Source organism: Clostridioides sp. ES-S-0123-01 (assembly GCF_020658415.1).
GTDB lineage: Bacteria > Bacillota > Clostridia > Peptostreptococcales > Peptostreptococcaceae > Clostridioides.
Window position 1 is genome coordinate 52,884 of the sequence record NZ_JACVWD010000008.1, and the last position, 26,280, is coordinate 79,163.

Genomic DNA, 26,280 nt, shown 5'->3' on the forward strand with positions numbered 1-26,280 from the left:
GGATGTTTTAAATTTGAAAAAAGTAATAACGTTAGTAATAGCTATGATAGTTGTAGTATCAATAACAGCTTGTAGCGCAAGCACAGATGGAACTGTAGCAACAGTAAATGGTACAAAAATATCATCAGATGAATTTAAAAAAACTATAGCTCTTTATAAAGATTCTATGGAACAAACTTATGGAAAAGACATTTGGGACAAAGAAGTTGAAAAAGGAGTAAAGTATAAGGACAAGTTTAAAGACTTAATTCTTGAACAACTTATAACTACAGAAGTCATATATTCACAAGCTAAAAAAGATAACTTACTTCCTAAAAAAGAAGATGTTGAAAAAAGTTTTAAAGATTTAAAAGACGCTATGAGTAAAGATGAAAATTATAAAAAACAACTTGAAAAATTAGGTATAGATGATACATTTTTAAAAGACCAACAAGAAAAAGATTTAGCTATGCAAAACTATCAAGCTAATTTTACTAAAGAAACTAAAATATCAGATGAAGAAATGAAAAAATACTATGATACACATAAAGATGAATTCAAAAAAGATGAAGTAGAAGCTTCTCATATTTTATTAAAAACAGTAGATGATAACAATAAGCCGCTTTCAGAAGCGAAGAAGGCAGAAGCCAAGAAAAAAGCTGAAGAAGCCCTTAAAGAAGTTAAATCAGGTGAAGATTTTGCAAAGGTTGCAAAGAAATATTCACAAGATGCTTCAGCAAGTGATGGTGGTAAATTAGGATTCTTCTCAAGAGGTCAAATGGTAGCTGAATTTGAAGAAGCAGCGTTTTCTATGAAAAAGGGTGAAATATCTAACTTAGTTGAAACTCAATATGGATACCATATAATTAAAGTAACAGACAAAGTAAATGAACAAACACCATTTGAAGATTCTAAAGAAACTATAAAAGAACAATTATTAAAAAATAAATATCAAGAGAAAATAGAAAAATTAACTAAAGAAGCTAAAGTAGAAAAAGATGAAAAAGTAATAAATACAATCACAATATAAAAACTAAAAAAATAGTAATATGCTTAAAAAAGCTATATCTGGAGAAGATATAGCTTTTTTTGTATATTTTTCTTAACAATGGTAAAAATAAACTTAAAGTAATTTATGGAGGGATTAAAAAATATGAAAGCAACAGGTATAGTTAGAAGAATAGATGATCTTGGAAGGGTAGTTATCCCAAAGGAGATAAGAAAGACATTAAGAATTAGAGAAGGAGATCCTTTAGAGATATTCACAGCAAAAGATGGAGAAGTCATACTTAAAAAATACTCTCCAATAGGAGAATTAAATGAATTCTCTCAGGAATATGCTGAAACATTAGCAGAAGTACTAGGATATGGTGTATTAATAACAGATTTAGATTCTATAATAGCTGTATCTAAACTTCCTAAAAAAGATTATAAAGAAAAAAGTATAAGTGATGAGTTAGAAGCAATAATAAGTGAAAGAACAGTAAAATACTCAAAAGATAAAAATATTTTACCTTTATTTAAAGAAGACCAAAAGGAATATATTAGTCAAGTTATTATGCCTATAATTAGTGCATCTGGTGACTGTATAGGTTCGATTGTAGTTGTTTCAAAAGATAAAGATACAATTGCAGAAAGTGAAGAAAAATCTTTAAAAATAGCTGCTAACTTTTTAGGAAAACAAGTTCAATAATTTTATCATAAAGACCTTTTACGTGAAGGTCTTTTGAAGTTTTTGTTTAAAATATTGAATATAGCATTAAAAATATGGTATATTAAAGTTTGTTATATAAACAGTATGGAGGTTATGTTATGAACAATAACAAAAACAAAGACTCCTTTTTAAAAGGAGCCCTTATACTTGGGCTAGCAGGTGTAATTGTAAAAATAATGGGTGGATTTTTTAGAATTCCCCTTGGAAACATGATTGGTTCAGAAGGAATGGGATACTATCAGGCTGCTTATCCTGTGTACACTCTATTTTTAACATTAGCTACTGCTGGATTCCCAACAGCTGTGGCAAAGTTGGTTTCGGAAAAAGTTGCCATTGGAAATTATAAAGGTGCAAATAAGATATTTAAAGTATCACATACAGTTTTATTTATAACTGGTATAATATCATTTTGTATATTGTTTTTTGGAGCCGACTACATAGTAACAAACATAATGAAAAATCCTGGTGCATTGTACTCTATGAAAGCTATTGCTCCAGCTTTATTATTTGTTCCAGCAATGTCAGCATATAGAGGATATTTCCAAGGGAGACAAGACATGACTAAGATTGCTGTGTCTCAAGTTGCAGAGCAATTTTTTAGAGTTGTATTAGGTCTTACTTTGGCTTACCTACTTATGAAAAGCTTTGGGCAAACTTTAGGAGCAGCGGGTGCTATATCAGGAGCTACAATAGGTTCAGTAGCATCTATGGTTTATCTGATGTTTGCTTATATGTTAGGAAGAAGAGAACGTAGAGCTGAGATAGATGCGAGTCAAAGGTTTAAGGATGAACAAGTTTCTTATATCTTTAAAAAGCTTTTAACAGTTGCTATTCCGATAACAATAGGTGCATCAGTAATGCCACTTGTAAATATGATAGATAATGTTATTGTAATAAGAAGACTTATGGAAGCAGGCTTTACATATAAAGTAGCAAATTCAATGTTTGGTCAATTGACAGGTATGGCAATGGCAACAATAAATTTACCAGCCGTTATAACAACTGCAATGAGTATGAGCTTAGTTCCAGCTATTTCTAAAGCATATGCATTAGGTAATAAATCAAAGGCTAGAAAAGATACTAAAAGTGCTGTTAAGGTGACTTTACTTATAGTATTACCTTGTGCGTTTGGTATGGCATCATTAGCGATACCAATAATGGGTCTTTTATTTCCACATGAGCCATCATCTGTAGGAACTATCTTGTTTACTCTTACTCCATGTGTACTGTTCTTAGGATTAATACAAACATTGACTGGTATAATTCAAGGAATGGGAAAACCAATAGTTCCCGTAATTGCTTTATGTGTGGGTATGTTATGTAAGATTGTTATAAGTTATACATTGACAGGTATTCCAGATATTAATGTATTAGGTTCAGCTTTTGGAACAGTTACAGCATACTTTGTGGCAGCTATGATTAACTTATTATATGTTAAGAAATATATGAATGTAAAATTTCCTAAGAAGGAATTTATAATAAAACCATTTATAACAGTTATGACAATGTTTATAATGGTTAAATTGAGTTATGGTGCTTTAGTTGGATTATTGGGTAATAGTATATCTACAATAATCGCAATAGGTGTTGGTGGTATTGTATATGTAGTAGTTATACTTGGAATAGGCGGAATTAAAAAAGAAGAGATACTAACTATGCCAAAAGGTGATAAATTATATAAATTGTTAAAAAAAGTTAAACTTATAAGATAATATAGGAATATATATGCAAATAAAGGAAATACTATACAAATAGTAAAGCTCCTTATTTGTATAACAATACAAAAATAAAGTGAAATTTGCTAATGGGAGTGATGTTATGGGTAAGATAAGTATTGTAGGGCTTGGACCAGGAGACTATTCTCTTATAAGTCAAGGTGTACTGGAATCTTTAAAAAATAGCCCTAGAGTCTTTTTTAGAACAGAGAAACATCCGATAATTGATAAGCTTAAAGAAACTATACAATACACTTCTTTAGATTACTTTTATGAAAATGAGGAAAACTTTGAGAGTGTTTACTTAAAAATATCTGAATTTATTATAGAAGAATCTACAAAAGGTGACTTAGTATATGCGGTTCCTGGTCATCCAAGGGTCGCAGAAAAGACTGTAAGTATAATAGAGAGACTTGCCAATGAAAAGCACATAAAAGTGGAGATAGTACCTTCTATGAGCTTTGTAGACGCTATGTTTAACTATTTAGCTATAGACCCATCTGATGGATTTAAATTGATAGATGCTTTTGAGATAGAAAACTCATATATAGATTTAGATACAAGTATGATAATAACTCAAGTGTATGATAAATTTATAGCATCAAATGTAAAGTTAAAACTTATGGAATATTATGATTATAATCAAGAAATATGTATAGTAAATGGAGCAGGTGTCAAAGATTTAGAAAGTAAAAAGTTTATAAAATTATGTGAATTAGACAGAAATGAAAACTTTTTTGACTATTTAACTAGCTTATATATACCCAAAAGTTCTAAAAAGATGTATAATACAGTACATGACTTAGAAATAATAGTTAATACATTAAGAAGCCCATCTGGATGTGAATGGGATAAAAAACAAACACATCAATCATTAAAAAATTCTGTTATAGAGGAAGCATATGAACTTTGTAATGCAATTGATAATAATGATATAGATGAAATGGTAGAAGAGCTAGGAGATGTTCTTTTACAAGTTATATTCCATTGTCAGATAGGTAATGAGGAGGGCTACTTCGATTTAAAAGAAGTGGTAAATGGTATATGCAAAAAATTAATTCATAGACATCCTCATATATTTAATGGTGTAAAATTAGATATGTCTAAGTTTGAAAAAACTTGGGAAGAGTTAAAGAAAGAAGAAAAAGGCGAAAGCACTGTAACAGATGGCCTTAGAAGAATACCAAAACATTTACCAGCTCTTATGAAGGCTAGTAAAGTTCAACATAAAGCAGCTCTTGTTGGCTTTGATTGGGACAATGTAGAAGATGTATTTAAAAAAATTGAAGAAGAATATCAGGAATTACTTGACGAACACAGGGTCGGGAATATAAAATACATAAAGGAAGAACTAGGCGATTTATTATTTTCGATAGTAAATCTAGCTAGATTTTTAGACATAGACTCAGGAGAAGCCTTGAACTGTACTACAGATAAATTCATAAATAGATTTGAGTTTGTAGAAAAAAGTGCAATGAATTTAAATAGGAAATTAGAAGACATGACACTTGAAGAGATGGATGAATTTTGGAATCAGGCTAAAAAACAATAAAATTGTGGAAGGAAATTTGTCAAAAATCTAGAACTTTTATCAGAAAGATAGGAGTCTATATTATAAACATTTTTAGGAGGTAAATATCGTGAATAAAGCTGAATTAGTATCAAAGATGGCAGAAAAAAGTGGATTAACAAAGAAGGAAGCAGAGGCTGCGTTAAACGCATTTATGAGTTCTGTTCAAGATGCACTAGTAAATAATGAAAAAGTTCAATTAGTTGGATTTGGAACATTTGAGACAAGAGAAAGAGCTGCTAGACAAGGAAGAAATCCAAGAGATCCAGAGCAAATTATAGATATACCAGCTTCTAAAGCACCAGTTTTCAAAGCTGGAAAAGGATTAAAGGATACAATAAATGGATAATTAGAAATCTTGTGAAAAAGTGTGGATAAATTTACCACACTTTTTCTATAGAGCTAAGGAAGGTGATAATTATGAGATTAGATAAGTTTTTAAAAGTATCTAGGATTATAAAGAGAAGAACTGTTGCTAAAGATGCATGTGATAAAGGAATTGTCACTATAAATGGAAAAGTCGCTAAATCTTCTTCAGAAGTGAATATTGGAGATACATTAGAAATACAATTTGGAGAGAAGAAGATGAAGTTTAAGATAAATGAAGTAAGAGAGCATGTATTAAAAAATGATGCGAAAGAAATGTACGAAATTTTAGAATAAAATTAATAGTCCTCTAGTATATTAATAGTAGTATTAGTGAAATATTTACTGGGGGGATATTATGGAACAGAACATAACTTTGAAAGATAGATCAAAGCTGGTTATTTCAGGAGTTGAGCACATATATTCTTTTAATGATAAAAGAGTAGAGCTTAAAACTTCTGTTGGTGAGATGGTAATTGAAGGCGAAAACCTAGATATGAGCAAGCTAAGTATAGACGAAAATATAATTAGCATAGATGGAACTATAAATTCTATGGTATATGCAAAGCCTAAAAAGCCACAAGAAAGTTTTTTGAAAAAGGTATTTAGATAGATGATACCTTTTACTCAAGATGTAAGTATTTTCTACGCTACTATTTATGGTGGAATACTCATAGGAGTGTTGTTTGATTTTTATAGAAGCCTGAGAGGGAGTTTTAAATTCATCAATTATTTTGCAATAATTTTTGATGTATTATTTTGGTTTCTAGCAACCATTATAATATTTATAACAATAAACCTTACAGAGTTTTTTAATTTAAGATATTACCATTTTGTGGCTTTGTTTATTGGTTTTATTTTATACTATAACACCATAAGTAAAATTGTTTTATCAATTATCAATAAAATAATTCGTTTTGTGAGGAATTCTTTTAAAAAAGTTACATACTACATAGTCAGTTTTTTAAACAATTTGTATTACGTTATAATCTATTCACTACACCTACTATTTGATATTATATTTTATATACCAAATATATTTATAGCAACAAAAAAAAGTATAAAGAGAAAATCAAATAAAAAATCAAAAAACAAGAAAAAATCAAAATCTAAGAAAAAAACTAAAACTAAAAAAAGGGTGTAGGAAAAATGAACTTAAGAAAAAAATTTTCAGGACAAATTATTGTTATCAGTTTATTTTTAGGAATATCAATTTTTAGTATAATGACAGGATTTGTATTTGAGTACGAAAAAGCTAAAGAATATAAAACAGAAATAGCAAGTCTAAATAAACAATTAAAAAAGACTGAAATACAAATAAACAGCTTAAAGAAAGATGAAAAATCATATGAAGGAGACTTAGAAGAAATAGCTAGAAAAAGGTTAAACATGGTAAAGCCTAATGAAACCGTTTATGTAGATATAAATCGTTGATTAAAAGTTGCCAATAAGTCTACGAGTATTGATTTTAAAATTTAAGATTGAATAAAAAAGTCATTCAGTTTAAGGATGACTTTTTTATTTTGATTTAAGGAGGAATTTTATAATGAAAATAGGAGCTATTGATATTGGAACAAACTCAATGAGATTGTTGATAGTAGATTATGTGGATGGAAAACTTATAAATAGAAAAAAATTTGTTAACACAACTAGAATTGGGCAAGGTGTAGATAGCAAGGGATATATAAAGGAAGATGCGATTCAAAGAAATATAGAAGCATTAAAAGAATTCTCTGACAAGTGTAATGATGAAAAATGTGAAAATATTTATTGTATGGGGACATCTGCTCTTAGAGATAGTAAAAATGGAGATTATTTTGTTAAACTAGCAAAAGAAGAGGCTGGTATTGATGTTGACATAGTTACAGGTATAGAAGAATCAAATTTGGGCTTTAAAGGTGTTTTAGAAGGCATACAAGAAGAGAATGATATTATTGTTATAGATATTGGAGGAGGCTCAACAGAATTTATTATAGGTGATTCAGATGGAATTAAATTTAATAAAAGTGAAAATGTAGGAGCTCTTAGAATGACAGAAAAATTTTTAAAACACGATATCATTGAAAATGAAGAGTTTGAAGCTATGAGTTCATTTATATATAACGAAATCAGTGAGACTTTAAATTACATAAAAGAAAAGGGATTAAAAACTCTTATAGGTATAGGAGGTACAATCACATCATTGTCAGCAATGAATCAAGAATTAGAAATTTACTCTATGGAAAAAATACATAATAGTAAGATATGCAAAAAAGAAATAGAAGAAATTCTACAAAAATTAATAAAGATGACATTAAGTGATAAAAAGAACTTAAAAGGGCTACAAGAAAAACGTGCGGATATTATAACTGCTGGTGTAAAAATATTGAATATAATAATGGAAAAATTAGAAATAGAAGAAATAACCGTAAGTGAATACGATAATTTGGAAGGCTTAATATGTCAAAAGTCAAAAAAAATGTATTAATATTTTTTGATATTTGGAACCGATTATGACAAAAAAAATTACTCCTCTTTGTTACAATTCTTAATATAAACAAAAGAGGAGGTTTTTTTATGCAAAGAAGTGTAGCAGTTGTAAAGAACAAAACTGTAAAACCAAATGTCATAAAATTAATAAGCGGATATATTGATTTTACTACAGTGTCATTCGCTGTAATGGGATTTTTACTTAGTAGGTCTATCATAGTAGACTCTGTAGCTCCTTTAGGGATTGCCTTTTTTATATGTGCATCAAAGATTGATAAGTACAAGATACCTGTATTTATATCAGCATTAATAGGGATATTGTTATCATTCAATGATTTTGGAAATGTAGCAAAATATGCTGTGTGCCTTACAATATTTATGGCATTAAATAAGAAACTAAAACTATTAGATTCAATTGCCAAAGTGGCGCTTATAGGTTCAATGGTATTACTTCCAATTTCCATGGGACAAGCGTTCTTTTCTGATAGGTGTGTGTATAATCTGCTTGTTGCAGGTGTAGAAGCAATAATAATGTTTATATCTATATATGTATTTTCTTATGGTATAGGTTTAATGGCCAATGTAAACAATAGGATGTCTGTACGGACAGAAGAAGCCATATCAATAAGTTTACTGCTAACCTTTAGTATAATGGGGATAGGAGATATATCTTTATTTGGAATATCGATAAGGACCATTTTGTCAACGGTATTGATATTACTGACCTCAATAGTAGGTGGAGCTACCATGGGAGCATCTAGTGGTGTAATTATTGGAGTGGCATCTATTTTAAATAATATGACATCAGCTATTTATATGGGTATATATTCTTTTTCAGGATTAATAAGTGGTGCATTTAATAAAATAAATAAATATTTCTGTATATTAGGATATATTCTAAGTTGGACAATAATATACCTATATACTTCTGGTATTACTTCAAATATGATGCAACTAAGAGATATATTGTTAGGATGCTTGATAGTGATTGTGTTGCCTGAAAGGTTATTCAATAAGATTGAAAAATTAATAAAAAGTAATGTAGCTTCAAATGAAATTGTATACGATTATATTATGAGAAGCAAAAACTTAACGAATAGCCGATTAAACAGTATCTATAAAACCTATGATGACCTTGCAGATACATTTGACAAGATAAGAGAAAAGGATAAGGTTTTAGACCAAAGAGACATAGCTAATGTAATAGATATGATTCATAATGATGAATGTAAAAGTTGTAGTATGAGAAGAATGTGTTGGGAATCAAGATTTAATCATACATACACTATGATATATAATATTCTTGAAAAAATTGAAGAGAAAGGAGAATTAAGTGTAAACGATATACCTAAAAACTTTAGAAAGGAATGTATGAAGCCAGAGTCAATAGTGAAAATATCAAATCACTATTATAAAATGTTTGTATTAGATTATGATTGGAGTGTGAAGTTTTCAGAAAGTAGAAAATTAATAGCAAATCAGATAAGGAGTATTTCAAAATCAATTAAATCGCTGTCTCAGGATTTAGAGGGCGATATAATGTTAGATATAGAAAAAGAAAAAAATATATATGAACAATTAGAGAGATATGATATAACTGTTGATAAAGTAAGTTACTTAACAAAGAGTAACAGCGAGTTTGAAATATCAATAGAAAAGAAAACTTGCAATGATGGTTGCATGTGTGAAAATAAAATTGTAGATATAATTTCAGACCTAGTAGGAGAGAATATGTCTGTTAGAAAAATAGGATGTCACTGTTTAGGAGGTAAATGTAAAGCAACATTTGTTAAGTCTCAAAAATATAAGGCTGTTACAGAAGTTTCAGCAATGTCAAGGGATGGACATATCCTTTGTGGAGATAACTACACATATATGGAGATAAATGATGGCAAATATATGATGGCTATAAGCGATGGTATGGGAAAAGGTAAAAAAGCTTATGAAGAGTCTTCTGCTACTATTGATATACTAGAAAAAATGATAGATGCAAAGATTAAAGATGAAATAGTTATAGATACTATAAATAATATGTTGTTATTAAAGTCTTCAGAAGAAATGTTTTCAACTCTCGACTTAGGTATTTTAGATTTAAAACGAGGGAGTTTAGAAACTATAAAGATGGGAGCATGTTCTACCTATATAAAAAGAGAGGATGGAGAAGTTGATTTAATATCATCATCATCTTTACCTGTGGGTATATTGTCAGATGTAAAGATTGATAGAAAAAATGTAAAAGTTAAGGAAGGGGACTATGTTATAATGGTTTCTGATGGAATTGTAGATGCAGGAAGAAATAACAATTTAGGTGATAATTGGTTAATATATTTCTTAAAAAACATAGAAACTACTAATCCAAAAGAAATTTCAAATTTAATATTAGATAGAGCATTGGAGTTACAAGCGTTACAAATCGAAGATGACATGACTGTTCTAGTTACAAAAATATGTACAAAATAAACTTTATAAATTTCTGTGTATAATATGTGGATAACTTGTGTATAATGTGTTAATAGACTTTTGAAAAAAGTAAAGTTATTAACAAAAAAAACGTATAAATCAACAAAATTTGTTGATAAGTATGGCATAAATGTTAATAAAATGTAAAAAAAGAAAAAACAAAAGCTATTATCAAAAGAGATTCATGTTGAAATAACTAAATTTCTAAGCAAGTAAAGCCTGTGAATATGTTGATTATTATGTGGATAACTATTAATTCGATATTTATTTATATAGTATGAATAATTGAATAATATATCTAAAAAAAGCCATCCTATTATTAAGTAAACTTATTGAAAGGATGGCTTTTTATGAATAGGAAATTGTGCAAAGCAATAATACCTTTATTTATCTCTATTTTTTGCATGTTAATAATAAGTATAAAAGCTGACCAAGGATATCAAAAAAATAATGATAGAGCAATTACTGTCATGAATAATGATACTGAAGATGATGCTGAAAAAAAACAAGAAATAGATTATGAAAAAACATGTTGGAATTTACAGTCTCTATTTAAAAGTGATGACCAATGGAAAAAAGAACTTAAGAGTTTTAATAAAGATACAAAAGAACTTAAAAATTACATAGGTAAAGTTACAAAGTCACCAACGCATTTGTCTTTTGCGTTAGATATCAAAGAGAAACTTGATATAAGATTAAATAAACTTTCTGCTTATGTAAAATTAAAACAAGATACTAATAAAAATTCATATAAATATTTAGATATGAGTGATAGTATGGGTAAATCTTATGGAGACTATATGGGGATTTGCTCAGATTTAGAGTTAGAGATATTAAAATTATCAAATAGAGATTATAAGAAGATTATTTCAAATAAAAATATAAATAGAAAATATGGTGTGTATTTAAGAGATATAAGAAGAAATAAAGTACATTATTTGGACGATAAATCAGAAGATATTCTAAGTAAAGTGTCTTCAATAAGTAGTCTTCCAAGTCAAGTGTATGAGTTATTTAGAAATATGGATAGAAAAACTAATTTGACACCAGCTCAATATGCAAGTGAACTGGAATCGCCAGATAGAGAAAATAGAAAAAAAGCTTATCAAGATGAACTCATTACTTATAATGATAATATAAATACAATTGCGGGCTTGATTACTGGCCAAGTTAAAAAGAATATATTTTATTCTCAAGAAAGAGGTTATGAGTCGTCTTTAGAAATGTATTTAGAATCTGATAATGTAGATGAAAAAGTATACAATAATTTAATAAGAACTGTAAACAGTAATATGGATAGTTTACACAAATATATAGATTTAAGAAAAAAAGTCTTAAAGTTGGATAAGGTTCATTCATATGATATGTCTGTACCTATAGTTAAGGCTGTTGATAGTAATATTAACTATGAAAAAGCTCAGAGTATAGTATATTCAGCATTATCACCTTTGGGAAAAGAATACAATGATGTAGTATACAAAGCGTTTAATGAAAAATGGATAGATGTTTATTCACATGAAAATAAAGTGAGTGGTGGATATTGCCTATCTGTCTATGAAAATCATCCATATATACTTTTAAATTATAATAATTCGCTAGGCTCAGTTTCAACTTTATCACATGAGTTAGGTCATGCTGTATATGAATATCTAAGTTCTAAGAACCAAAATTATTTTAATTCAAGTCCATCTATATTTACTCATGAAGTTGCGTCTACTACTAATGAGGCATTACTTTATGAGATGCTTATAAGAGAATCTAAAAGTAATGGTGAGAAAGCTTATTATATAACACAATATCTAGATTTAATAAAGGATACTCTTTATACACAAACTATGTATGCTGAATTTGAAAAAACTATACATGAATTAGTAGAAAAAGGAAAAAGTGTAAATGCATTAGTGTTAAATGATGTTTGGGGACAACTTCTCAAGAAGTATTATGGGCAAAACTATGAATTAGACCAATTATCTAAGGTCGGATGGGCAAGAATCCCACATTTTTATAATAGTTTTTATGTCTATAAATATGCTACAGGCTGTAGTGCAGGAGTCAGTTTCGCCCAAGATATACTAAAAAATGGCTCAGATAATTATATAAATTTTCTTAAAAAAGGAAGCTCAGATTATCCAATAGACTTATTAAAAGGAAGTGGGATAAATTTAACTAATACAAAACCTATAGAAAATACAATCAAAAAATTTGACAGCTTAGTAGCAGAACTTGAAAAGCTATTATAAAAGATTTATTATAATCCACATGGAAAATATATCGAATTAATGTTAAAATATACTAAAAGTTTAAAGTCCTATTTATAAATAGGGCTTTTTATCTATTAATTAGTGGGAGATGATTCTATGCAAGTTAAAGTTAAGAAAGCTGTAATACCAGCAGCAGGTTTAGGCACTAGATTTTTGCCAGCTACAAAGGCACAGCCAAAAGAAATGTTACCAATAGTTGATAAGCCAACACTACAATACATAATAGAAGAGGCTGTAGCTTCAGGAATAGAGGAAATATTAATAATAACAGGTAGAAATAAAAAATCTATTGAAGACCATTTTGATAAATCTGTAGAATTAGAACTTGACTTAGAAAAAAAAGGTAAAAAAGAGTTATTAGAAATAGTACAAAACATATCTAATATGATTAATATACATTATATAAGACAGAAAGAACCAAAAGGACTGGGAGATGCGATTTATTGTGCTAGACATTTTATAGGTGATGAGCCTTTTGCTGTAATGTTAGGAGATGACATTGTAGACAATGATGTACCTTGTTTAAAACAATTAACAGACGCATATGAAGAGTATAGAACTACAATATTAGGTGTGCAAAAAGTGAATCCAGAAGATACTAATAAATATGGTATAATAGAAGCTAAAAATATAGAGGGTAGGGTTTATAAAGTAAAAGATATGGTGGAAAAACCAGAATCAGGGAAGGCACCTTCAAATATAGCTATTTTAGGTAGGTATATAATAACTCCTGAGATATTTGACATCCTCAAGGATTTACCACCAGGCAAAGGTGGAGAAGTACAACTTACAGATGCTTTAAAAGTATTATCTAAAAAGGAAGCCATGTATGCATATAACTTTGAGGGTAAGAGATATGATGTAGGTGATAAATTAGGATTTTTAGAAGCGACTGTCGATTTTGCTCTAAAGAAAGAAGACCTTAAGGAAGATTTTATTAAATATCTAAGACATGTCTGTAATGAATTTGATAAAGATGACAATGTGTTATACAATAGTACAAATGAAGGAATAGATTCAGATAAGATTTGCGAGATTAAAGAACTCGAAGTTCAAAAATAATTAGGAAAGGTGATGTAGTGTGGCAAAATCAAGTCAAAAAAAGATTAATAGAATAATAGCTGTTGGGATTGTAGGTGTTCTTGTATTAACAAGTATAACAGCTGTTTTAAGCATGATTGCAACTATGTTGTAGAAATAAATAACTACTGTAGTATACATAAATATAAAAACCATATATAACTTGATGTAGTTAAAAATTTACAGAATTCTAGTTATGTATGGTTTTTAGAATTTATAAAGATAAAAAATAATTTTTATAATAGTTGCATATTTTAAGGGAAAATATTATTATAAGATATAAATATAGTGATAAATTTATAAAAACGTGCTAAGATTGGACTTGAGATATAATAAATAAATGGATAATATGGATAATAATGTTTTAAATTTTATTTATTGACCATAATGTATAAATAGTGATATTATTAGACTTAACTGTTTGAATAAAACTTTTCTTTTTCATGCCTTCAATTTCCAAAAAAAAAGTATGTATATAAATGAATATATAGATGAGGAGGATTTTTTTGATTTTAGATGATAAAGTATTAGAAGGATTGGGTAGTAAAACATTAGTTGAACTACGAGAAATAGCAAAAGAATTAAAAATAAAATCAATTACTACATATAAGAAAAATGAGCTAATTGAGATTATAAATTCTAAGAGCAAGAACGAAGTAAAAACAAGTGATATTAAAGTGAGTGAAGAAATTAAAGATAAAAATGAAAATATAAAAGAAGACATAAAAAATAGAAAAGAAAATATAGAGAGCGAAAGCATAGAAAAAGAAGTTGAATATAAGAGCCCTGCCAAATCATATAACAAAAAAGATATGGATAATCAAAATATTTCCCAAAGCCAAGATAACAGAAACCAAAAAAATGATTATAATAAGACATCAAATACAAATGATTACAATAAGGCGTCAAATACATGTAATAGAATGGTCAGAAATAATAATAAAAACTATTATATGCCTAAACAAGTTGATGAATCTAAGATAGTAGATGAATTTAACACATCAAAGGAAGATGAAGTGGTCGGTGTACTTGAGATTTTACCAGATGGATTTGGTTTTTTAAGAGGCTCAAATTATTTATCTACTGAAGGCGATGTATATGTTTCGCCATCTCAAATAAGAAGATTTAATATGAAAACAGGAGATAAGATTAAGGGTATAACTAGACATCCAAAAAGTGGAGAAAAGTTTAGAGCACTTTTATATGTTCAAAAGATAAATGATGAAAATCCTGATACAGCTATACAAAGAAATGCATTTGAGACATTGACACCAATATTTCCAGAAGAACGACTTACACTGGAAACAAATAGAAATGAGATAGCCACAAGAATTATAGATTTAATTTCTCCTATAGGTAAAGGACAAAGAGGATTGATAGTCGCACCTCCAAAAGCTGGGAAAACAGTTCTTTTAAAAAGTGTCGCAAACAGTATAGCTAAAAACCATCCAAATGTTGAACTTATAGTACTTCTTATAGATGAAAGACCAGAGGAAGTTACTGATATGAAGGAATCTATTGAAGGAGATGTTATATATTCTACTTTTGACCAAGTATCAAGTCATCATGTTAAGGTTGCAGAAATGGTATTAAATAGAGCTCAAAGACTAGTTGAACACGGTAAAGATGTAGTAATATTACTAGACAGTATAACTAGACTTGCAAGAGCATATAACCTTACAATATCTCCTACAGGTAGAACTTTATCTGGAGGTATTGACCCTGGGGCACTTCATGGACCTAAAAAATTCTTTGGAGCTGCTAGAAATATAAGACAAGGTGGTTCCCTGACAATACTAGGAACAGCATTAGTTGAAACTGGTTCTAGAATGGATGATGTAATTTTCGAGGAATTTAAAGGTACAGGAAATATGGAATTACATTTAGATAGAAAATTAGCTGAAAAAAGGATATTCCCTGCAATTGATATTTATAAGTCTGGGACAAGAAGAGATGACCTATTGCTTGATGATGAAGAAAAAACAGCTCTTTGGAGATTAAGAAGAGAAATGAGTAATAATTCAGTGATGGAAATCACAGATAAAGTCATTGAACTTATAAAAAGAACCAAAGACAATAAAGAATTTGTAAAATCGATAAAGAGTTTGTAAAATCAAGGAATAATTGTAAAAATAGATTATATAAAGTAATAGAAAAATCACTTGAATGGCATAATAAGTTATGCTATAATAATGTAGTTGATAATGTAAAAAGAAAGTTAATATAATTAATTTTTTTAAATAAAGAGAAGAGGTGACTATAATGCAAAAGGAAATACAACCAAAATATAATCCAGTTGAAGTGCGTTGTGCTTGTGGGAACACATTTGTTGCTGGTTCAACTAAGGACGAAATAAAAGTTGAAATATGTTCAGAGTGCCATCCATTCTATACAGGAAAACAAAAGAACATAGAAAAAGGTGGAAGAATCGACAAATTCAAAAAAAGATTCAAAATGGACTAATTTTTATAAAAGTGGAGTTGGAGGAAGCCAACTCCTATTTTATTACAAAAAAAGGTTCATATTCTACTTTAAATTGTCTTTTTGTATTATAATAATAAATATGTTAAATTAAGTATTTAAAATGCAATTGAATGAGGTGAGTGGATGGGAAAGCAATCTGTAGGTGGTCAAGCTGTTATTGAAGGCGTAATGATGCAATCAAAAGATAAAAGAGCTGTAGCTGTTAGAAAAAGTGACGGAGAAATAGCCTTAAAAGAAGATAGAATAAAAAGTTGGGTAAGAGATAAGAATATAGACAAGATACCTTTTATTAGAGGTTCTTTTGTTATGATAGATACAATGATTCAAGGAATAAAGAGCTTGAACTTTTCTTCAGAGTTTTTTATGGAAGAAGCTGAAGAGGACAAATTTGACTTATTTATGAAGAAGATTTTTAAAGATAAGGCAAATGATATACTTATAGTATTTTCCTTGGTTATAGCCATGATACTTTCAGCTGGTTTATTTATTTTTATACCTACACTAGTAGGAGGGGCTTTTTCTAAGGTAATACCTAGTGATTTTATGCTCAATTTAATAGAAGGTATTATAAGGATAGTTATATTATTTGCATATATAGTATTGATTTCTAGAAGTAAGGATATAGAAAGAGTATTTCAATATCATGGCGCAGAGCATAAATCCATATATTGTTATGAAAATAATTTGGAACTTACAGTAGAAAACGCTAGAAAATTTAAAAGACTTCACCCTAGATGTGGTACAAATTTTTTGTTTATAGTTATGGCTGTATCAATAATACTATTTGCATTTTTTGGTTGGCCAAATCCAATACTTAGGATATTTATGAGAATCATATGCGTTCCTATAGTAGCAGGATTATCTTATGAAGTAATTAGAATTCTTGGAAAATACGACAATGGATTTACTAAGATTATTGCATATCCAGGTATGATGTTGCAATACTTTACGACTAAAGAGCCTGATGATGAGCAGTTAGAAGTAGCTTTAGAAGCATTAAAGGCAGTAGTAGATTAAAGAAAAGGGTATTTATTATGACGATAAAAGATATAATTATTAAATATTCAGAGGAATTTAAAGGTATAAGTGATACTCCAAGACTAGATACAGAATTATTGTTACAAAAAGCATTAGGTGACGTTGATAGATTGTATATTCACTTAAATCTAAGTAAAGAATTAACTGAAGAACAGAAAACAGAATTTATAGGTTTTGCAGAAGAAAGAATAAATGGAAGACCAATAGCATATATAGTTGAAAATAGGGAGTTTATGGGACTAGATTTCTTTGTTAAGGAAGGAGTATTAATCCCAAGACCAGATACAGAAACTTTGGTAGAAGAAATAATTGAAATATGTAAAGGTAGAAAGAATGTAAGCATACTAGATATAGGTACTGGTTCAGGTGCGATTACAGTTAGCTTAGCAAAATATATTGAAAATTCTAAATTGATGTCTTTTGATATATCAGAAACAGCCTTAGAAATAGGAAAGAAAAATGCTATTATAAATGAAGTTGATGAAAAAATAGAGTACATTAAATCAGATTTATTTACAGTATTGAATAATAGTGATATAAAATTTGATATTATAGTTTCAAATCCACCATATATAAAAAAACAAGACATAGAAACACTACACACACAAGTTAAAGATTATGAGCCATATAATGCACTTGAGGGTGGAGAAGATGGATTGGATTTTTATAGAAAAATAACAGAGCAAGGTAAGAAATATTTAAATCAATGTGGAATATTAGCATATGAAGTTGGTCACAATCAAGCTGAAGATGTAATTAATATTATGAAAAGTAATGGATATAAAAAAATATATACAAAGAAGGATATACAAGGCATTGATAGAGTTGTTATAGGATACAATATATGATATAATCAACAATTGATATGTTACATTTAATCGAGGTGAAAGTATGTTAAAAAAATTAGAGGTATTGGAAGATACATATAAAGACTTAAGTGAAAAAATAGGTGATCCTGATGTAATAAATGATCAAAAAGTTTGGCAAAAGTATATAAAAGAACATGCTGACTTAGAGCCTATTGTTATGAAATACAGAGAGTACAAAAGCGTTTTAGATAGCATAAAGGAATCAAAAGAAATTTTACAAGAAGAGTCAGATGAAGAGTTAAGAGAATTAGCTAAAATGGAACTATCTGAAATGGAAGAAAAAGTAGCTCCAATAGAAGAAGAAATAAAAATACTACTATTACCTAAAGACCCTAATGATGACAAGAACGTTATAGTTGAAATTAGAGGTGGAGCTGGAGGAGATGAAGCAGCTCTATTTGCAGGTGATTTATTTAGAATGTATTCGAGATATGCTGAGAGAAGAAGATGGAAAATAGAATTATTAAGTGCTAGTGATACTGGAGTGGGTGGATATAAAGAAGTATCTTTTATGATAAAAGGTAAAGGAGCTTACTCAAGATTAAAGTATGAATCTGGAGTTCATAGAGTTCAAAGGATACCATCAACTGAATCTGGTGGAAGAATACACACATCAACTTCTACTGTTGCAGTATTACCAGAGGTTGAAGATGTAGAAGTTGACATAAATCCAAATGATTTAAGAATAGACGTTTTCCGTTCTTCAGGTAATGGAGGGCAAAGTGTCAATACTACTGACTCTGCTGTTAGGGTAACACACATACCTACAGGTGAAGTAGTATCTTGTCAAGATGGAAAATCACAATTAAAAAATAAAGAGCAAGCTTTAAAAATATTAAAAGCGAGACTTTACGATAAAGCATTGGCAGAACAACACAAAGATATAGCAGCAGAAAGAAAAAGCCAAGTCGGAACTGGTGACAGATCAGAAAGAATAAGAACATATAATTTCCCTCAAGGTAGAATAAGTGACCATAGAATAAATTTAACTTTATATAAGCTAGATGCATTCTTAGATGGGGATATAGATGAAATGATAGACGCTTTAATTACTGTTGACCAAACAGAAAAAATGACTGCAATATAAGGAATGTTTTAAAAGAGCTGTTTCTTTCTAGAAATTATTTTCTATTTTGAAACAGCTATTTTGCATTTTAGGTCATGTTATCATATTCTACTGTATATAATTGTTATATACAAGTACAGGAGGGTTATATGATACTAAAAGTAACAATAATTGGACTTTTGGCAGGTGTTATAGGGACAGGATTAGGAGGAGTTATATCAGCTATCTTCAAAAGAGAAGTTGATAAATACCTAAATTTCTTTATGGGATTGTCTGGCGGAATAATGTTGGCTGTAGTAGTATTTGATTTGATGAAAGAATCCATGGATAAAATGGGAGTAATCAATACAGTTATATTTACATTTGTTGGAGCTCTCATAACTATGTACATAAAAACAAGATTGGATGTATCTGGAAGTATGGCATCTGGATATCTTATATTCATAAGTATATTACTACATAATTTACCAGAAGGATTGGCTATTGGTTCTTCTTTTATGTCAACAGAAAGCTTAGGTATCACTCTTGCTATAGTAATAGGTCTACATAACATACCAGAAGGATTAGCTATGGCATTGGGTCTGATATGTAATAAAATGAGGATGAGTAAAGTTATTTTATTTACAATAATAGCTGGATTGCCTATGGGTCTAGGAAGTTTTTTAGGTGTTTATTTTGGAGGAGTGTTTACTTCTCTTATAGGTGTATTTCTTGCTACAGCAGGAGGTACAATGATGTATGTTGTATTGGAAGAAATTTTTCCGCATTCAAAAAGTGTGTATTGTATAGTTGGTTTTTTGTTAGGTACAATAATTGTAAACTATATCTAAAATTAAAATGAAAGCAGGCATACGAAAGATGAAGACTATTATAAGTAATATTGATATAAATAATATTGATTATGAGGAAATAAAAATACAAGCAAAACTTCTTAGAGAAGGTAAGACGGTTATTTTTCCAACTGAGACAGTATATGGATTAGGTGCAAATGCATTAGATGAAAATGCAGTAAAGAAGATTTATGAAGCTAAAGGTAGACCTAGTGATAATCCACTTATAGTCCATATTTATGAAAAAGAAGAAGTTTATGATTTAGCTAAAGATATAAGTGATAAAGCTAAACTTGTTATGGAAAAACTTTGGCCAGGGCCTATAACCATAATACTAAATAAAAAAGATATAATTCCATATAGAACTAGTGGAGGACTTGATACAGTTGCAATAAGAATGCCTTCTCATATTATTGCCAGGGCAATAATAAAAGAAGCAGGCATACCTATTGCAGCTCCTTCTGCAAATATATCAGGGAGACCATCCCCAACAAAAGCGAAACATGTATATGAAGAAATGAATGGAAGAGTTGATGGAATAGTTTTAGGAGGAGATAGTAACTTTGGACTAGAATCAACTGTATTAGACCTTACAGAAGAGATTCCTATGATATTAAGACCTGGAAGTATAACTAAAGAAGTCTTAGAAGAAATTCTTGGTGAAGTAAGGCTTGACCCATCATTAAGTAAAAAAGAAGATAATCAAAAAGCCAAGGCTCCAGGAATGAAATATAAACATTATTCACCAAATGCAGACGTATATATTATATCTGGCAAAAGGGAGAATGTAGCAACAAAGATTAATGATATGATAAAATCTAATAAAGAAAAAGGTCTAAAAACAGGTGTAATGTGCATTAGTAGAAATAAAGAGTTTTATAATGGAGAAGTAATAGATTTGGGGAGTACTCTTGAGGAAGTAGCAAGTAATTTGTTTGATGCTCTCATAGAAATGGATAAAAAAGGTATGGATGTTATATATTCTGAGGAATTTCCTAAGAGCGGTGTCGGACAAGCAATTATGAATAGATTACTTAAGTCAGCAGGATATAAAGTAATAAAAGCTTAAAAAGGAGTTGTGAAATATGAATATACTTATTGTATGTACAGGAAATACTTGTAGAAGTCCTATGGCTGAAGTTATATTAAAGAAAGCTATTGAGGAGTCTGGAAAAAATATTGAAGAATATTGCATATCCTCAGCGGGTATATCTACAGCAAATGGTATGGATGCTTCTAATAATTCTATAGAAGCTTTAAAAGAGCTTGGAATAGATTTATCAAATCATAAAAGTAGAGTAATTACTAAGGATTTATTAGATAAATCAGATATCATACTAACAATGACTAAATCTCATAAAGAAATTTTAGTCCAAGCAGTTCCAAAATGCAAAGAAAAAGTGTATACTTTTAAAGGGTTCGCAAATCAGGATGAGTCAGATATATCTGACCCATTTGGTGGAAGCTTGGATACTTATAGAGATACTATGAAAGAAATAATATATTCTGTCAACCAAATAGTAAAAAATATATAAAACGGAGGATAAAGAAATGAAAATAGGATTAGGCTGTGACCATGGAGGATATAATTTAAAAAAAGAAATAATAAACTATTTAGAAGGAAAAGGGATTGAATGTGTAGATTATGGAACTAAGAATGCTACAGATTCTGTTGATTATCCTGCGTATGGAGAAATAGTTGCAAATGCAGTTATAGATAAAGATGTAGATTATGGAATATTATGCTGTGGTACAGGGATAGGAATATCTTTAGCTGCCAATAAAGTTCCTGGAATAAGATGTGCAGTTGTATCAGATGTATTTTCTGCAAAAATGTCAAAAGCACACAATGATGCAAATATGTTGTCATTAGGTGAAAGAGTTTTAGGTAAAGGTTTAGCACTTGAAATAGTTGAGGCTTGGATTAGTACAGATTTTGAAGGTGATAGACATGCTAGAAGAGTAAATATGATTAAATCAATAGAAGAAAAACACAATAAATAATAAAAATTACAGTTTTATCAGGAGGAATTATCAAAATGAGCAAAGTGGTAGAGACAAACCATCCATTAATACAACATAAACTAACTTTAATGAGAGATAAAAATACTGGTTCTAAAGATTTCAGAGAACTTTTAACTGAAATTGCAATGCTAATGGGATACGAAATAACAAAAGATATACCATTAAAAGATGTAGAAATAGAGACTCCTATTCAAAAAACATCATCTAAAGTTGTTGCAGGTAAAAAACTAGCTATAATTCCAATTTTAAGAGCAGGGCTTGGAATGGTAGATGGTTTAGTAAGTTTAATGCCTGCAGCAAAAGTTGGTCATGTAGGATTATATAGAGACCCAGAAACATTAAAACCAGTTGAATATTATTGTAAACTTCCTCAAGACATAGGAGAAAGAGATATAATAGTAGTTGACCCTATGCTTGCTACAGGAGGTTCTGCTGTTGCAGCAATAGATTTACTTAAATCTAAAGGAGCTAAAAGTATAAAATTAGCTAATTTAGTAGCTGCACCTGAAGGAATACAAGAAGTACAAAAATATCATGATGATGTTGATATATATGTTGCATCAATTGATGAGAAATTAAATGAACATGGATATATAATTCCTGGTCTTGGTGATGCAGGAGACAGATTATTTGGAACTAAATAAAAATTAATAACTATAAATATTTATTGGGAACTTTCTTATATAGTAAAAATTATTTAATATAAGGAGGTTCCTTTTTATATGTATTTTCTCATAATAAGAATTCTTGAATTGATAAATTTCTCGAATTGAGAATAAAAAGCTTTTACCAATTAATAAAGAATGGCTATTTTACTTGAGTTTACAAATTATGAGCAATTTTAAATATGGCATGTTAGTTGCTTACGATTAAATTGATATATATTAATTGAGTTTAAATTAAAATATTAATGATATTATTGGGAGTGATAATACATGAAAAAATGTATAGTAGTAAGAGGAGCTGGAGATTTAGCAACAGCAGTTATACATAAGTTACACAATAGTGGTTTTAAAGTGGTTGCATTAGAAATAGAAGAGCCTTTAGCAATAAGAAGACAGGTCTCTTTTTGTGAGGCTGTATATGAAAAGGAAGTTACTATTGAAGGTATAGATTGTAAACTTTGTAAAAATAAAGATGAAATCGAAAAAACGTTATCTCAAGATAAAGTAGCACTTATTGTAGACCCAAAAGGAGAAAAACTATCTGAGATAAATCCAGTTGTTTTGATTGATGGAATATTAGCCAAAAAAAATTTGGGTACAACTAAGGATATGGCTCCACTTACAATAGCTTTAGGACCTGGATTTTGTGCAGGAGAAGATGTTGATGTGGTCATAGAGACAATGAGAGGTCATAATCTAGGAAGAATAATAACCAGTGGTAGAGCTGAAAAAAATACAGGAATACCAGGTGCAATAAAAGGGATTTCTAAAGAAAGAGTAATACACTCAGAACATAGCGGAATAATGGAAAATGTATGTAAGATAGGCGATATAGTTGAAAAGGGTGATTTACTTTGTTATATTAATGATTATGGACAAAAATATGAAGTTAGAGCAACAATATCTGGAGTTCTTAGAGGATTACTAAAAGAGGGAGCAAAAGTAAATAAAAATTTAAAAATATTAGACATAGACCCTAGAAAAGAGGAAGTTAAGAATGCTTTTACCATATCAGATAAAGCTAGATGTATAGCTGGAGGGGTTTTAGAAGCCATATTAAAAAATGGAATCTATCCAATAAATTAATTTATGATAAATAAGACTATTAATATTTCATTAAGGTGATATAATAAATTTAATAGATTAAGGAGAGCATATAAAGGGTATTTAAAATTTAAATGGTAAAAATGCTCTTTTTTTATTGGACATTCAATTGACATGTGTATATAATATAAAAATAAGTATTTATTTAGGAAGAAATCTAATAAATATATATGAGACCAGTACATAAACAAAGAGGAGAAAAGTAAATTATGAGACCATCATGGGATGAATACTTTATGGAAATTGCAGAAGTGGTAAAAAAGCGTTCAACTTGTATTAGGAGACAAGTAGGAGCTGTTATTGTAAGAGATAAACAAATTCTAACAACTGGATATAATGGTTCCCCAAGAAATCTTGAACATTGTGAAAATATTGGGTGCAAAAGACAGGAACTAAATATTCCTTCAGGAGAAAGACATGAACTGTGTAGGGCATTGCATGCTGAGCAAAATGCTATAATACAGGCTGCCCATAATGGTATTAGTGTAGCTGGAGCAACTTTATATGTTACTACAAGACCTTGTGTTTTGTGTGCAAAAATGTGCATAAATGCAGGGATATTGAAAATTGTTTATGAAGGCGATTATCCAGATGATATGTCTACAGAATTGTTAGAAGAAGCAGGAATAGAACTTATAAAATTCTAGTAGATAAATTTTTAGTGAATAATTTTAGAATGACAATAAACGATAAAATTTGACACTGAAATACATGCTCATGAAATGATTAAAAGAAAGTGTTTGAAAAATAATCAGATTAGTAGTAAGATATATTTTATAATTAAATAAATTTATGATATAGATTAATTACATGTTATTTATTTTGTAATAATGAGGGATACTATTTATGAGTAAAAAAAATACACATATGGAAATTGCAAAGCTGTTTAGTTTAATAAGTCAAATAGGATTGATGATTGTAATATCAATATTAGGATGTACTTTCTTAGGAAAATTTTTAGATAGTAAATTAAATACAAGTCCAGTTCTAACAATAATATTTTTACTGTTAGGGGTTGGAGGTGCTTTTAGTGGTGTTTATAAAACTCTGATAGTATATACACGAAGGAAGTGATATATTGGATATAAAATTACTTAACCAAGTAAGGTCAGTAACAAAGGGTATAGTAATATTTGATGTAATTTTAATTGTGCTAATGTTGATAACATCAACATTAAGTAAGCCAGTATTTTTAGGACTTATATTTGGCTCTATAATAGCTATGTTAAATTTTAGATTATTAGCAATCTCACTAGAAAAAACAGTGTCATTGCCAGCTGGAAAAGCACAAGCTTATGCATCAGCACAATATACCATTAGGCTATTTATAATGGCAGTTGTTCTATTTGCTTCAGCTAAGGTTCCACATTTAAATATAATCGGAACAGCACTAGGATTATTGAGTACAAAGTTTGTCATATTATCAAAAAACTTTATAAATAAATTAAAGAGGAAGGAGGCGTAAGTATGAGTCAAGCGCATTATTATCTCATAGGAAACTTTAAAATTAGTGAAACAATACTAGTGAGTTGGGGAATAATGGCCTTTTTAGCGATAGCATCTTATTTTTTAACTAGAAATTTGAAAAAAGTTCCAACCAGTAAAGTTCAAATATTTTTGGAATTTGCAATAGGTGGTCTTGCTAAAATGGTTACAAATGTTATGGGTAAAAACACAGTAAAAAGAATGCCATATATGATACCATACATAGGAAGTTTGTTTTTATTTTTCGCGTGCTCAAATTTAAGCCCATTACTTGGATTAAGATCACCAACAACCGACCTAGATACAACTGCTGCATGGGCAATGATTACATTTTTTATGATTTATTTTGCAGGAGTTAAATTTAAAGGAGTATCATACTTTAAAGAATTGGCTCAACCACTTGCCATAATGTTACCAATTAACATTATAGGTGAGTTAGCTAGACCAATATCATTAAGTTTCCGTCCATTTGGAAATATCTTAGGTGGAACAATTATAATGGGTCTATTTTATCAACTTTTAGGTTTTATATCTAGTCTAATACCAGGATTATCAATACCAATTGGACAGATACTAATACCAGTACCATTACACTTGTACTTCGATTTATTTGCAGGATTGTTACAAGCATATATATTTATAATGTTAACAATGGTGTTTATATCAAGTGCAGGGGAATTAGATTAAGAAATCAACTTATATTAAGATAAAAAATAAAAAACAATTTAAATTTTTAAATTTTAAGGAGGAAATAATTATGGAAACAGCAATAGTAGCGGCAGCATCAGCAATAGGAGCAGGAATAGCAGTTGCAACAGGTATAGGTGCAGGAATTGGTCAAGGTGTAGCAGCAGGTAAGGCAGCAGAAGCAGTAGGAAATCAACCAGAAGCTAAAGGTGATATAACTTCAACTTTATTACTAGGTGTTGCTATAGCAGAGTCTTCAGCAATATATGGCTTGGTTGTATCAATAATACTTCTATTCGTAAATCCATTCTTCAAATACTTAGGAATGTAGATTTAGTCCTTAAATATTTTGAGATAGGTTTTATAGATAAATCATCTCAAACTTATAATCATGAGATGAATTTTATCATCTC

General features: G+C 29.3%; 29 protein-coding genes. All 29 read left to right on the plus strand.

From position 1 onward, the window contains the following. The first annotated feature begins 13 nt into the window (after window positions 1-13). The gene (locus IC175_RS16875) at window positions 14-1,009 is read left to right on the plus strand and encodes a peptidylprolyl isomerase (RefSeq protein ID WP_227436302.1); all 996 of its coding nucleotides are present in this window, start codon (window positions 14-16) and stop codon (window positions 1,007-1,009) included. Window positions 1,010-1,132: 123 nt separating this feature from the next. Beyond that, a complete protein-coding gene (locus IC175_RS16880) occupies window positions 1,133-1,672 on the plus strand; it encodes a stage V sporulation T C-terminal domain-containing protein (protein WP_227436300.1) in 540 nt (179 codons plus the stop codon). A 119-nt stretch (window positions 1,673-1,791) separates the two neighbouring features. Beyond that, window positions 1,792-3,405, plus strand: a complete 1,614-nt coding sequence (locus IC175_RS16885; protein ID WP_227436298.1) for a polysaccharide biosynthesis protein — start codon at window positions 1,792-1,794, stop codon at window positions 3,403-3,405. 106 nt (window positions 3,406-3,511) lie between these two features. Next, window positions 3,512-4,960, plus strand: a complete 1,449-nt coding sequence (gene mazG, locus IC175_RS16890; protein ID WP_227436296.1) for a nucleoside triphosphate pyrophosphohydrolase — start codon at window positions 3,512-3,514, stop codon at window positions 4,958-4,960. Window positions 4,961-5,048: 88 nt separating this feature from the next. Further along, complete coding sequence (locus IC175_RS16895) at window positions 5,049-5,327, plus strand: HU family DNA-binding protein (RefSeq protein ID WP_227436295.1); 279 nt, start codon at window positions 5,049-5,051, stop codon at window positions 5,325-5,327. 71 nt (window positions 5,328-5,398) lie between these two features. Further along, window positions 5,399-5,641 (plus strand): RNA-binding S4 domain-containing protein, encoded by a 243-nt coding sequence (locus IC175_RS16900; protein ID WP_227436285.1) that lies wholly within the window; start codon window positions 5,399-5,401, stop codon window positions 5,639-5,641. Window positions 5,642-5,702: 61 nt separating this feature from the next. Beyond that, entirely contained in the window at window positions 5,703-5,957 is a 255-nt protein-coding gene (locus IC175_RS16905; RefSeq protein WP_003421411.1) for a YabP/YqfC family sporulation protein, read from the plus strand. After that, window positions 5,958-6,488 carry a spore cortex biosynthesis protein YabQ gene (gene yabQ / locus IC175_RS16910; RefSeq protein ID WP_227436283.1) on the plus strand — a complete coding sequence of 177 codons (531 nt, stop codon included), beginning with the start codon at window positions 5,958-5,960 and terminating at the stop codon, window positions 6,486-6,488. 5 nt (window positions 6,489-6,493) lie between these two features. Then, a complete protein-coding gene (locus IC175_RS16915; RefSeq protein WP_227436281.1) occupies window positions 6,494-6,778 on the plus strand; it encodes an FtsB family cell division protein in 285 nt (94 codons plus the stop codon). A 112-nt stretch (window positions 6,779-6,890) separates the two neighbouring features. After that, entirely contained in the window at window positions 6,891-7,811 is a 921-nt protein-coding gene (locus IC175_RS16920) for a Ppx/GppA phosphatase family protein (protein ID WP_227436279.1), read from the plus strand. A gap of 89 nt (window positions 7,812-7,900) precedes the next feature. Further along, window positions 7,901-10,273 carry a stage II sporulation protein E gene (gene spoIIE, locus IC175_RS16925; RefSeq protein WP_227436277.1) on the plus strand — a complete coding sequence of 791 codons (2,373 nt, stop codon included), beginning with the start codon at window positions 7,901-7,903 and terminating at the stop codon, window positions 10,271-10,273. 350 nt (window positions 10,274-10,623) lie between these two features. Further along, complete coding sequence (pepF, locus tag IC175_RS16930; RefSeq protein ID WP_227436275.1) at window positions 10,624-12,513, plus strand: oligoendopeptidase F; 1,890 nt, start codon at window positions 10,624-10,626, stop codon at window positions 12,511-12,513. Window positions 12,514-12,630: 117 nt separating this feature from the next. Continuing rightward, on the plus strand, window positions 12,631-13,596 hold the full coding sequence (gene galU, locus IC175_RS16935; protein ID WP_227436274.1) for a UTP--glucose-1-phosphate uridylyltransferase GalU: 966 nt from the start codon (window positions 12,631-12,633) through the stop codon (window positions 13,594-13,596). Between the two features lie 509 nt (window positions 13,597-14,105). Then, window positions 14,106-15,725, plus strand: a complete 1,620-nt coding sequence (gene rho, locus IC175_RS16940) for a transcription termination factor Rho (protein WP_227436272.1) — start codon at window positions 14,106-14,108, stop codon at window positions 15,723-15,725. A gap of 151 nt (window positions 15,726-15,876) precedes the next feature. Next, window positions 15,877-16,077 (plus strand): 50S ribosomal protein L31, encoded by a 201-nt coding sequence (gene rpmE, locus IC175_RS16945; RefSeq protein ID WP_003421397.1) that lies wholly within the window; start codon window positions 15,877-15,879, stop codon window positions 16,075-16,077. A gap of 144 nt (window positions 16,078-16,221) precedes the next feature. Further along, a complete protein-coding gene (locus IC175_RS16950; protein ID WP_227436270.1) occupies window positions 16,222-17,115 on the plus strand; it encodes a DUF1385 domain-containing protein in 894 nt (297 codons plus the stop codon). Window positions 17,116-17,132: 17 nt separating this feature from the next. Next, complete coding sequence (gene prmC / locus IC175_RS16955) at window positions 17,133-17,984, plus strand: peptide chain release factor N(5)-glutamine methyltransferase (protein WP_227436268.1); 852 nt, start codon at window positions 17,133-17,135, stop codon at window positions 17,982-17,984. A gap of 43 nt (window positions 17,985-18,027) precedes the next feature. Next, window positions 18,028-19,092, plus strand: coding sequence for a peptide chain release factor 1 (prfA, locus tag IC175_RS16960; RefSeq protein WP_227436258.1), 1,065 nt, complete (start codon window positions 18,028-18,030; stop codon window positions 19,090-19,092). Window positions 19,093-19,220: 128 nt separating this feature from the next. Then, window positions 19,221-19,901: a ZIP family metal transporter gene (locus IC175_RS16965; RefSeq protein WP_227436256.1), complete on the plus strand. Its 681-nt coding sequence runs from the start codon at window positions 19,221-19,223 to the stop codon at window positions 19,899-19,901. 28 nt (window positions 19,902-19,929) lie between these two features. Then, on the plus strand, window positions 19,930-20,970 hold the full coding sequence (locus tag IC175_RS16970; RefSeq protein WP_227436254.1) for an L-threonylcarbamoyladenylate synthase: 1,041 nt from the start codon (window positions 19,930-19,932) through the stop codon (window positions 20,968-20,970). A 16-nt stretch (window positions 20,971-20,986) separates the two neighbouring features. Further along, window positions 20,987-21,436: a low molecular weight protein arginine phosphatase gene (locus IC175_RS16975; protein WP_227436252.1), complete on the plus strand. Its 450-nt coding sequence runs from the start codon at window positions 20,987-20,989 to the stop codon at window positions 21,434-21,436. 16 nt (window positions 21,437-21,452) lie between these two features. Next, window positions 21,453-21,905: a ribose 5-phosphate isomerase B gene (rpiB, locus tag IC175_RS16980; protein WP_227436250.1), complete on the plus strand. Its 453-nt coding sequence runs from the start codon at window positions 21,453-21,455 to the stop codon at window positions 21,903-21,905. Window positions 21,906-21,940: 35 nt separating this feature from the next. Next, window positions 21,941-22,570 carry a uracil phosphoribosyltransferase gene (gene upp / locus IC175_RS16985; protein ID WP_227436248.1) on the plus strand — a complete coding sequence of 210 codons (630 nt, stop codon included), beginning with the start codon at window positions 21,941-21,943 and terminating at the stop codon, window positions 22,568-22,570. A gap of 291 nt (window positions 22,571-22,861) precedes the next feature. Continuing rightward, window positions 22,862-23,677: a selenium-dependent molybdenum cofactor biosynthesis protein YqeB gene (yqeB, locus tag IC175_RS16990; protein WP_227483593.1), complete on the plus strand. Its 816-nt coding sequence runs from the start codon at window positions 22,862-22,864 to the stop codon at window positions 23,675-23,677. A 227-nt stretch (window positions 23,678-23,904) separates the two neighbouring features. After that, window positions 23,905-24,342: a deoxycytidylate deaminase gene (locus IC175_RS16995; protein ID WP_227436245.1), complete on the plus strand. Its 438-nt coding sequence runs from the start codon at window positions 23,905-23,907 to the stop codon at window positions 24,340-24,342. A gap of 199 nt (window positions 24,343-24,541) precedes the next feature. Continuing rightward, complete coding sequence (locus IC175_RS17000) at window positions 24,542-24,769, plus strand: AtpZ/AtpI family protein (RefSeq protein WP_227436243.1); 228 nt, start codon at window positions 24,542-24,544, stop codon at window positions 24,767-24,769. A gap of 4 nt (window positions 24,770-24,773) precedes the next feature. Next, the gene (locus IC175_RS17005; protein WP_227436241.1) at window positions 24,774-25,160 is read left to right on the plus strand and encodes an ATP synthase subunit I; all 387 of its coding nucleotides are present in this window, start codon (window positions 24,774-24,776) and stop codon (window positions 25,158-25,160) included. A 2-nt stretch (window positions 25,161-25,162) separates the two neighbouring features. Further along, entirely contained in the window at window positions 25,163-25,867 is a 705-nt protein-coding gene (locus IC175_RS17010) for a F0F1 ATP synthase subunit A (RefSeq protein ID WP_227436239.1), read from the plus strand. 70 nt (window positions 25,868-25,937) lie between these two features. Then, entirely contained in the window at window positions 25,938-26,198 is a 261-nt protein-coding gene (atpE, locus tag IC175_RS17015) for an ATP synthase F0 subunit C (RefSeq protein ID WP_021386434.1), read from the plus strand. Window positions 26,199-26,280: the final 82 nt, after the last annotated feature.